At 45.9% G+C, this 9,399-nt stretch carries 9 protein-coding genes and 1 pseudogene; 3 read left to right on the top strand and 7 right to left on the bottom strand.

From position 1 onward, the window contains the following. Positions 1–367: 367 nt before the first annotated feature. The 3 genes from H6S82_RS08805 to H6S82_RS08795 form a co-directional block, all read right to left on the bottom strand. Positions 368–1,285 (bottom strand): MFS transporter, encoded by a 918-nt coding sequence (locus tag H6S82_RS08805; RefSeq protein WP_199315657.1) that lies wholly within the window; start codon positions 1,283–1,285, stop codon positions 368–370. A gap of 188 nt (positions 1,286–1,473) precedes the next feature. After that, positions 1,474–1,776 carry a hypothetical protein gene (locus H6S82_RS08800; protein WP_190475795.1) on the bottom strand — a complete coding sequence of 101 codons (303 nt, stop codon included), beginning with the start codon at positions 1,774–1,776 and terminating at the stop codon, positions 1,474–1,476. A 178-nt stretch (positions 1,777–1,954) separates the two neighbouring features. After that, positions 1,955–3,346, bottom strand: coding sequence for an HAD-IC family P-type ATPase (locus tag H6S82_RS08795; protein WP_190475797.1), 1,392 nt, complete (start codon positions 3,344–3,346; stop codon positions 1,955–1,957). Positions 3,347–3,428: 82 nt separating this feature from the next. Between H6S82_RS08795 and H6S82_RS08790 the strand changes: the two genes are divergently transcribed. From H6S82_RS08790 to H6S82_RS08780, 3 genes are all read left to right on the top strand, one after another. Continuing rightward, complete coding sequence (locus H6S82_RS08790) at positions 3,429–4,541, top strand: precorrin-8X methylmutase (RefSeq protein WP_190475799.1); 1,113 nt, start codon at positions 3,429–3,431, stop codon at positions 4,539–4,541. A 24-nt stretch (positions 4,542–4,565) separates the two neighbouring features. Further along, positions 4,566–4,946 carry a diacylglycerol kinase gene (locus H6S82_RS08785; protein WP_190475800.1) on the top strand — a complete coding sequence of 127 codons (381 nt, stop codon included), beginning with the start codon at positions 4,566–4,568 and terminating at the stop codon, positions 4,944–4,946. A 129-nt stretch (positions 4,947–5,075) separates the two neighbouring features. Further along, positions 5,076–5,984, top strand: coding sequence for a cation diffusion facilitator family transporter (locus tag H6S82_RS08780; protein ID WP_190471191.1), 909 nt, complete (start codon positions 5,076–5,078; stop codon positions 5,982–5,984). Between the two features lie 143 nt (positions 5,985–6,127). Here H6S82_RS08780 and H6S82_RS08775 read toward each other — a convergent pair whose 3' ends face one another. The 4 genes and pseudogenes from H6S82_RS08775 to H6S82_RS08760 all read right to left on the bottom strand — a co-directional run. Next, complete coding sequence (locus H6S82_RS08775; RefSeq protein WP_322111980.1) at positions 6,128–7,066, bottom strand: transposase; 939 nt, start codon at positions 7,064–7,066, stop codon at positions 6,128–6,130. Beyond that, on the bottom strand, positions 6,988–8,202 hold the full coding sequence (locus tag H6S82_RS08770) for a hypothetical protein (RefSeq protein ID WP_190471196.1): 1,215 nt from the start codon (positions 8,200–8,202) through the stop codon (positions 6,988–6,990). The genes H6S82_RS08775 and H6S82_RS08770 overlap by 79 nt, the downstream gene beginning before the upstream one ends. A gap of 45 nt (positions 8,203–8,247) precedes the next feature. Next, positions 8,248–9,207, bottom strand: coding sequence for a ParB/RepB/Spo0J family partition protein (locus H6S82_RS08765; protein WP_190471200.1), 960 nt, complete (start codon positions 9,205–9,207; stop codon positions 8,248–8,250). After that, a pseudogene (locus tag H6S82_RS08760) lies at positions 9,197–9,399 on the bottom strand (ParA family protein); the annotation flags it as partial. The pseudogene H6S82_RS08760 and the gene H6S82_RS08765, both read right to left, overlap by 11 nt.

Below are 9,399 nucleotides of genomic sequence, written 5' to 3'. Positions count from 1 at the left end.
ATTAATGCTACTGTCTGACCTCGCTTGCATATCTCGTAAGCTAGATGGACGGCTAGGGTTGTTTTGCCTACTCCACCTGCATTCGCTAAAATTCCAATGACAATTTTCTGTTTCGGCATAAGTTAGATCGCACTGTCGAATTTTAATATACGACAGTTTTAACACTCGGTCACTGTCGAATTTTAAAATTCGACAGGTTTTAAGGAGATGCGATCGTTTTCTTATTAATTGTCGCATTTCAAAATCCGACAATTAGTAAGAAAGCGCAAGGCTTTCCAACGACGTTTCCAATCGAACGCGATCGCATAGGAAATTTGGGAAAAACCCGTAAGATAAGTGATGGAAATATATGAATCTAAATTAAATATCAAATTTCCAACTCAGTTTGTTGCTGCAAGGAGATCACAACAATTCCTACCGCTGCAAAACCACTGCCAACCAGGAATGCCGATTCTGGACTTACAGTTTGCCATAGCCATCCTGCCAAAAAGCTTGCAGGTAATAGGGCAAATCCCACCAGTAGATTGAGAAACCCAAATGCTGTACCTCGAAGATGCTCCGGTACTCGCTCCGCTACCATTGCCAGCAACACTCCTTGAGTCATCCCCATATACAAGCCATAGTTCGCAATCAACAGCCAAACTTGCCAGGGTGTTTGAGAAAACGCCAGACCTAGATAAATGAGAGCGTTTAAGCTCCAACCCAGAATCAGCAACGTTTTACGGTTAACGCGATCGCTCAATGCTCCCACTGGATAAGCACTCAAAGCATAGCTAAGATTCATTACCACCAAAACAAGCGGAATGTGAGTGTCGGGAATCATGACTTGTTTGGCCTTCAGTTGCAGAAACGCTTCACTAGAGTTACCCAAGTTGAATAGCAATGCAGCGATCGCTAATCCCCAATAGGCGATACCCAGACTCTTCAAGGCTTGAAAATTGAGTGGATTTGGACGGCTCAAAGTATGGTAAGGCTGTCGAGGCTCACGTATCCCTACAGCAAGACAGAATACAGCTAAGATTCCAGGAACCAATGCGACGGTAAAGATGAACCGAAAACTTTGCCCTGCACTCAGAAATCCAAATGCCAATAAAGGGCCTAAAAAAGCACCGATCGTATCGAGAGATTGGCGTAGACCATAAGCAGCACCCCGATTAGCAGCATCGGTTGAATCCGCGACCAAGGCATCTCTAGGCGCAACCCGAATCCCCTTACCAATGCGATCGCCTACTCGTGCTATGAGACAGGTTCTGATGTTTTTGTAGTTAATCTCTATAAATCTCAATTTTTTACTACTTGCGACATCTCTGCTGTACCTCACTTCTTCAAAGTTCTACTGTGTAATATGGTTATTTGGCGATCGAGTTTTTTGGAAAGCAAAGTACAGGATGGTTGCTGGTTTTCAGTCAGGTAGTGTGAAGTTTACAACTTTCGTTGGCAGTAATTCCACTCGTGATGTTTATCAAGCGATCGCTACTCTTGCTCATTCCAGACTTGGATAGGATAGCGGTTTAGTTCTGCTGCCGGAATGAATGATTCTCGATACATTCTGCACTCAAGATCTTCTTCAACCCATTCGTAGTCCTCGAAGAGCCTGCCAGGAATTTCCAGGCAAAGAACTACGTCGCCATCAGCACTTCCATTATTACCGAGGGGAGCATCGGCTAACACCCATACACCTTTGAACATTTGACCTGTTTCATAGGTGTTTTCAGCGTCCTTGAAGCCCTCGCGCAAAATTGCCTGTGAGTGAAATGTGGGGTGAAAAACTTTCATAATTCCTCCTGGGATGGATAAGCGATCGGTTGGTTACTCATTCGCGTCACAATTAAAATTGTGGCATTTAGAAAAGACAAGGCTGCTTCTACAACTTCAGCTATAAGTAGGTTTTTGAAGCACTTGATGTAACAAAGCTGGTTGATATCTAAAGCATGACGATCGGATTTCCCAAATCCTAACCAGTCCTGAGTAATCGCAATCCGCTCAACGTTACGATCGCCGTCGATCCTTCATGCCCCAAAACACCAAACGGCAAGGTGATATTACCTGCAAAGTTTGCAATCAACAAAATCACCACGAAACTGAGGGCAAACACAATATTTTGTTTAACTACCCCTTGAGCGCGACGCCCCAAACAAATCGCCTGTTCTAATCGCTCCAATCGATCCGCCATCAAGACAATATCTGCCGTCTCCAGCGCCACGTCACTGCCTGCGGTTCCCATCGCAATGCCAACGGATGCTTGAGCTAAGGCAGGGGCATCATTGATCCCATCACCCACCATTGCCACTGACTGATATTGCTTCTGAAGTTGGCGAATCACATCCACTTTATCTTCAGGCAAAAGCTCTGCATAGACCCGATCGACTCCCACCTGCTGAGCAATACTGTGAGCCGTGCGCGAGTTATCCCCAGTCAGCATTACAATCTGCTCAATACCCAACCGTTTCAATCGAGCGATCGCTTTTGCAGCCGCTGGTCGTACTGTATCTGCAACCGCAATGATGCCCAAGATCTCTCCAGCATAGGCAACCCAAACGATCGTTTTTCCTTCAGCCTCCCAGTGGTAGATCACCTTGGCGTAGCCGCACTCAAATCGTTCAATAAACTGTTGAGAGGGAGGCGCTTCCGTTTGCGCTTGCTGAACGAGACGAATCACGCGCTGAATCAAGCTACTTTCAGGCGGTTGGTGGATTTTGAGCCGCAGTGCCCCATTGCCATTAATCGTGCCTGCAAACACCTCATCTCCAACTGTCTTTTCAACTGGAATCGATTCAGCCGTAATCGAAGCCTGGTTGAGAGTGCTAAATCCTTCTATGACCAAACCATCTGTCGGTACTAATTCTCCCGGTTTCACCAGAACTCGATCGCCAATCTTGAGTTCTGAAACTGGGATAGTTCGTTCCTGCCCGTTCCGCACCACTCGCGCTGTATCAGCGGTTAAGCTCATCAACCCCTGAATACTGCGCTCCGTCCGCTGCATAGCATACCCTTCTAACGCCCCACTGATGGCAAAAATTAGAATTAGAACTGCCCCATCGACAATCAGATAATACTCTCGCCGCCACAGACCTAAAGCTGCGGCTCCCAGTGCTGCCACAATCATCAGCAGGTCTACATCAAGTTCTTTTTCCTTCAATAGGGTTGTCAAACCTTCCCGCGCACTCTCGAATCCACCGATCGCATAAGCAGCCGTCAGAACAAACAGAGCCACTCCGAGCCAGCCGAAATTGAGCATCTGCCAGCCCAGGAAAACCAGAACTCCACAGGCGATCGCCGCCACTGCATCGGGATGTTCTTTGAGGAGGGTTGAGAAGCGAGAAGTAGAAGGGGTAGCCGCAACCATGTTTTTCAACGTTAGCTCAATACCCTCTCAGCCTAAACCTTAACATTAGTGTCAATGTCAAGGTTTTGCGTAAATTGAAAGGATGAAGACCGAACACTTAACGATCAAAGAATTGACCGATGCGGTGGGAGGTGGCGTTACCCCTCGGATGGTGCGGCACTATCACACGCTTGGGTTGCTTCCTCCCGTGCAACGTTCAGAAGGCAACTACCGCCTTTACACTCAGCAGGATGTGCAACGATTACGGCGGGTGATCGCGCTGAAGCAGCAGGGGTTTCAGTTGTCCCACATTCGACAACTATTAGACAGCCAAACAGAAGAGACAGTAGATCCCACATTAATAGCTCAGTTGCAGCAGCAATATCGCTGTGTGATTCAACAAATTACCCGACTCCGCCAAACGGCATCGGCTTTGGAGGGATTGTTGGGGCGCGATCTAGACTGCCAAATCACCCAAGCCGAAGCTCTGGCACAACTGAAGCAATTGGACGTGGATGCTCGGGAAGGGTTGGGAAAGCTAGACCAACTTTGGCTCGATTTGGATGCCGAAACAACTACCCACCCAGAAGCGTTTCACGAATCCCTACAACACCTGCTGCCTGATTTGTCTGCTTACTCTGAGATCGCCGTCCATTTGCTGCATCAATTAGTGCTGGCGTGTGGCGATGTCAGTTTGGTGAACTCGGTTCGGTTAAGCCCAAATGCGATCGCTTCTGCACGGGATGCGTTGAAAGCAGGGTGTTCAGTCATAACAGATGTTCCGGTTGTCGCTGCTGCTCTCGATCTCCCTCGGTTAGCTCATTTAGGATGTGCGGTGGAAACGCTGATTGATGACCCTCACATTACTGGAGTCAGTGAAGCCGAGCAAGCTTTTTGGAATCACGATCGCTGGCAGCAGCGGTTACAACAGATGCAGAAGGGATGTGTGCTGGCGATCGGGTATGCCCCTTCCGTCTTGCTTACTGCTTGCAAGCTAATTGAGCAACAACAAATCCAACCTGCCCTCGTGATTGGAATGCCGATCGGTTTTAGTCATGCTCCGGCAGCCAAACGGCAATTGATGACAACACAAATTCCTTACATCACGATTGAGGGTAGTCTCGGTGGAGGACTTCTAGCCGCAGTGACGTTAAATGCTTTGGTGGAAACATTAATTGCCAAGCCAGATTGCCACTGCTATCTCACTCGTCTTTAGAGATTAACCACCGTTTATAAATCTATGTCAAGCAAATTTCGTAAATCAGGTTATCATCCCATCCGCAAAATCAAAGTCGTCCTATCAAGGCTACGAATTGCTGTAGCCACTGAATTTAGTGTTGCTTACAAAGTCGTTCTGTCGGTATTAATCCTGGTCATTTCTTTTAGTTTTCGACAGTGGGTCGATCTGACTTTAATTTTTTTCGCAACGGGGCTGATGCTGGTCGCTGAATTATTTAATAGCGCGCTCGAGGCTTTGTGTGACTTTTGGCAGGAACGCCAGGATGAACGAATTCGTACAATTAAAGACATTTCTGCGGCTGCGGTTGGAATCAGTATTTTGGTATGGGCAGTTACTTTAATTCTTGAAAGTAGCCATCTTTGGTCTCTATTGAAGCGGTAATTTTAAGCCCAGCACTCAGGGCTACAGGAATTGGTTGATTTTTCCATAATCCGTCACAGACCTTAGATAGTCAAAAAATTGCAGTCACCAAAATACTATTATGCTAGTTAAGTCAGGCAAAAACTTTCGATGAAAAGCAAATCTGCTCGATTCTATACGATTCTTTCCATCGGGGCTGCACTGCTGACGATCGCGCTCAAAGCAGGAGCCTACTTTCTGACTGGCTCGGTTGGTCTACTGTCAGATGCCGCTGAGTCTGTCGTGAACTTGGTGGCAGCAGTGGTCGCAACCTGGGCTGTTACTTATGCCGCTAAGCCGCCCGATGAAGAACATTCCTTCGGACACTACAAAGCTGAATATTTTTCTAGTGGAGTAGAAGGGGCATTGATTTTGGTGGCAGCAGCAAGTATTGCTGCTGCCGCTTGGGAACGGTTGCTACATCCACTGCCCCTAGAGCAATTGAGCATTGGATTAGGGCTATCTCTCGTTGCCACTGCCGTCAATGGTGCTCTAGCCCTGGCAATGCTAAGAGCGGGTAAGCGTTTGCGTTCGATTACGTTGCGGGCAGATGCCCATCATCTCCTCACAGATGTATGGACTTCAGTAGGGGTGATAGTGGGATTAATTTTGGTGCCAATTACACATTGGCTGATTCTCGACCCCATTATTGCGTTCATTGTGGCTGCTAATATTGTCTGGACTGGAGTGAAATTGTTACGTGAGACAGCTTTGGGGCTACTGGATACCGCGATGCCGATTCCAGAACGTGGAGTTATCACGGATATTTTGACCCGTTATGATTCTCAGGGCGTTCAGTTTCATGCTTTGAGAACAAGGGTAGCAGGGTCACGTCGCTTTGTCTCCTTGCATGTGTTAGTCCCCGGAGCCTGGACAGTCAAGCAGGGACACGATCTCTGTGAAGAGATCGAACTGGCAATTGTGCGAGCGCTCCCTGGAACTTATATCTTCACCCACTTAGAGCCTTTGGAAGACCCAACATCTTGGGAAGATCGACAGTTGGATCGATTCATTCAATAACACACTATCTAACAAAAACAACAGTTGTTGACCAAGGTAATGTTTGATGAAGTAAGTGGCGATTGAACAACTCTTGAATTTTTTCAAGTTCTTTTTGAGATAGAGTTTGAGCTAAACGCATTGCTAAAGTGGGACGAAGAGAATTAGAAGTAAACTACCCACACTGACCCTCGATCGGGTACAGTGTGGGCTTTTAGTAGCCCTGAACTATCTACACTGAGTACACAGCATAAACAGTTCGAGCCTCTGGGCGAGTTTACAAGATTCACCCCAATAGCAGCAATATTTTTACTACCATTAAAATCAGCGTCACCACTCCAAGAGCAAGCCTCATTAATACATTTGAAGCGCTTGTCAGAACGCAATCCAATATGTAGGCATTGATGGCAAGTTTGACTTGTCCAAGCTGGAGGAACAGCAATTACTTCTACTCCAAATTGAATGCCTTTATATTCCAAAAAAGAACGCAATTGATAGAAAGACCAAGAGTTAGAACGTCTACGCTCTGTCTTACTTCTTGGCAATTGAAGAGTTCTTTCACGAATACCCGTTAAGTCTTCAATTGCCACTACCGCATGATTTTTTAATGCGGACTGAATAATGGACTTGCTAATGTTGTGGTTTAGCCATTGTTGAAATCTTCTCTCCTTGCCCGACAACCGTTTCAAAATCTGCCTTGCCCTGCGGCGAGTAGACCTTGTGCCTTTCGTAGCTTTTTTCTGGAGAGATGCCCTCACTCTGGAAAATTTGTCTCTAACATCGTTGATTTGCTTCCCATCCCACTTATCACCATTGCTAGTTACAGCAATGTCACGACGACCAAAATCAACACCAATCACATTATTAGATTTGATTGGCGTTGGTGCTGAGTCTTTAATTTGAATGTGGATGTAGTAGTTACCGTCACGATGTTTACATAACTGTGCTGATGTAGGTTTTCTGCCTTTTAATTTACCTCTTTGATAATTACCAGCATCAATTTTGATATGTTCCCTGCCATTTATTAATGAAAACGTTCTGGAAAAATTTGCACACTTAAACCAACAGACAAAAAAGCTTTCTGCAAATCTACCACGTCCCAATTTACCATTGTATCTGAAGAGTCTGCATAAATTGCTTCTTCCGCCATCACCAACCTTTCGTACAAATCAGCATCAATTTGTTTGTCTTCTAGCCAACGATAAATACGTTGTGTATGACGCGGTACGCTTTCCGCTAATACTAGAACACCTGACTTTGGTATTAATTTAGCTAATTTCTGTACGGCAATATTTTTATCTGGTTCTTGCGTTAGTAAGTTGCGTCCGATAATGTAATCAAATCGTACATCAGCAGCAGAAGCTGCTAAAACATTTGGTAATTCTGCTAAAGTCGATGCTACCACGAACGGACGCCTTAATTCTGGTAGCGCAGCTGCTTGTTCTTCTAACGCTGATGCTTCTTGTGAATTACGAACGCAAGCATAAACGCCACCTTCTGGTACTTGACGGACGGCTTCCCAAGTAAGTAAACCGCTACCTGCATTCAAGTCAAGTATTACATGATGTCGCTGGATTTGAGTTAAACTAAAAATCCGATCGCTTATTCTTCCCAATTGTTCTCCCACTTGAGACAAAGTACGCTGCAACCATCGTTCGGTTGCTCTATCAGTTGTTCCATAAGTCAACACTTCTGTTGGCGCTATCCCCACACCTTCTACTGAAGCAGTTAACTGTGCTTCTCGACGACGCGCAACACTTGAAGCAATTCCACCTTCAAATCCTTGTTGAGATGGCTGATAAAATACCTGTCCCTGCAAACTAGCAGGTAAATATTGTTGAGCTACCCAATGCTCGCGATAAGCGTGAGGATATATATAACCAACACCATGACCGAATCCTTTGTTATCGCGATTAGCATCTTTCAAGTGTGGTGGTACTTCTGCTTCTTTCTCTTTTTCCACTACAGATAAAGCATCGAAAAATCCCATCACGCTATTTGATTTGGCGGTATTTGCTAAATATAAGGTAGCTTGTGCTAAATGATAGCGTCCTTCTGGCATTCCTACTCTATCAAATGCTTCTGCACAAGCATTCACTACTACTACCGCATTGGGGTCAGCTAGTCCTACATCTTCGCTCGCTAATATCAACATTCGCCGAAAGATGAAACGTGGGTCTTCTCCTGCATGTGCTTCAGAAAAAGCAAGTTGGGGTTGATTTTGTGCGAAAGAGTCCATTGCTTCATAGTAGCTATTTTCTCTTTGGCTGTTAACTCATTGCAATCATTGCAACAAATTTTCCAATTCACCAAGCAACTTTTCTAGCCTCTTTTGTTTCTTCGGATCGTGCCAAACCTTCGCTTGCTTGATAGCGCGAGTGACGCTCGTCAAGCGCTCCGATAAATTGGGCGATTGCTCCTTCCCTCCTTTGGCAGGGCGCATTTCTCTGACTCGCTGACGAATTTCTTCTACTGATAAGTTAGCTTCAATCGCTTCATTTAAAAGTGCCTCCTGCTGCGAAAGGGATTTGAGTTTGAGAATTTCGTTAACCTTAGTGTATTGCAATTTTCCTTGACGCAACACCTGCTCGATCGATCTGGGGAGTTTGAGTAAGGGCACTCGATGCTTGCGAAAACTTTCTGGAGTCAGCCTGCCAACTAAGTTAAAGACATCCTCAACCACCTGCCAATCTGAATTACGGACAACGTTGTCCGTAATTCCGCGTTTCTGATTAGCAGCAAGGTTTAGCAAGCTAACAACTTCCTCTTGGGAACTCTCCAAATTTCGCATCAGCATTCCCATGATGGCTTGGGTTTCCTCCCAAGCATTCAAGTCTGAGCGCTGGAGGTTACTGATCGCCTTGATATCAAGAGCCGTATTGTCATCCACATCAAAAATACAAACTGGCACCATCTCCAATCCTGCCATGATTGCACTTCGCCAGCGCTTCTCTCCTGCTAGCAGATCGTATTCACCATCGCTATTGGGTTTGGGGCGCACCGTCAGCGGGTCAATTACGCCAATTTCTCGCATTGATGCTGCCATTTTGTTGAGTTCCATCTCATCAAAATAGCGGCGAGGCTGATCGGGATCGGGGTAGATTTTGTTTGGCGGAACTGATACTACACCCGATAAAGTATTGTTAGCTGTTGGCAGTTGTTCTACTTGAGCATCGGGTAGCGGCGAACTTTCCTGCCGTATGGTTTGCATTAAGCCGTGAAAGCGGTTTGGTTTATTTGCCACTGAAAATTTCCTTACCAATTGCTTGATAATCGCTCCATGCTATTTTGGCACGCCGATCGTTTACTTGATGCACCAAAACACCATCATTGCCAGCTTTTTGGAATGCTACAGCTTCTCTGATTTGACCTTTGAACAAGGGAAAACCAGCTTCACTTAGAAATTGTCTGGCTTCCTCGCCTTCTCGTCTGGGTG

This window comes from Planktothrix sp. FACHB-1355, assembly GCF_014748295.1.
Classification (GTDB): Bacteria; Cyanobacteriota; Cyanobacteriia; order Cyanobacteriales; family Aerosakkonemataceae; genus Aerosakkonema; species Aerosakkonema funiforme_A.
Note: the sequence above shows the minus strand (reverse complement) of the source record. Positions and strands in the feature narration are given on the sequence as shown.

Bases quoted from the DNA above. Each gene is read 5' to 3' on its own strand.
- H6S82_RS08800 (WP_190475795.1), bottom strand. From the start codon at position 1,776: ATGAAAGTTTTTCACCCCACATTTCACTCACAGGCAATTTTGCGCGAG.
- H6S82_RS08795 (WP_190475797.1), bottom strand. From the start codon at position 3,346: ATGGTTGCGGCTACCCCTTCTACTTCTCGCTTCTCAACCCTCCTCAAA.
- H6S82_RS08790 (WP_190475799.1), top strand. From the start codon at position 3,429: ATGAAGACCGAACACTTAACGATCAAAGAATTGACCGATGCGGTGGGA.
- H6S82_RS08785 (WP_190475800.1), top strand. From the start codon at position 4,566: ATGTCAAGCAAATTTCGTAAATCAGGTTATCATCCCATCCGCAAAATC.
- H6S82_RS08780 (WP_190471191.1), top strand. From the start codon at position 5,076: ATGAAAAGCAAATCTGCTCGATTCTATACGATTCTTTCCATCGGGGCT.
- H6S82_RS08770 (WP_190471196.1), bottom strand. From the start codon at position 8,202: ATGGACTCTTTCGCACAAAATCAACCCCAACTTGCTTTTTCTGAAGCA.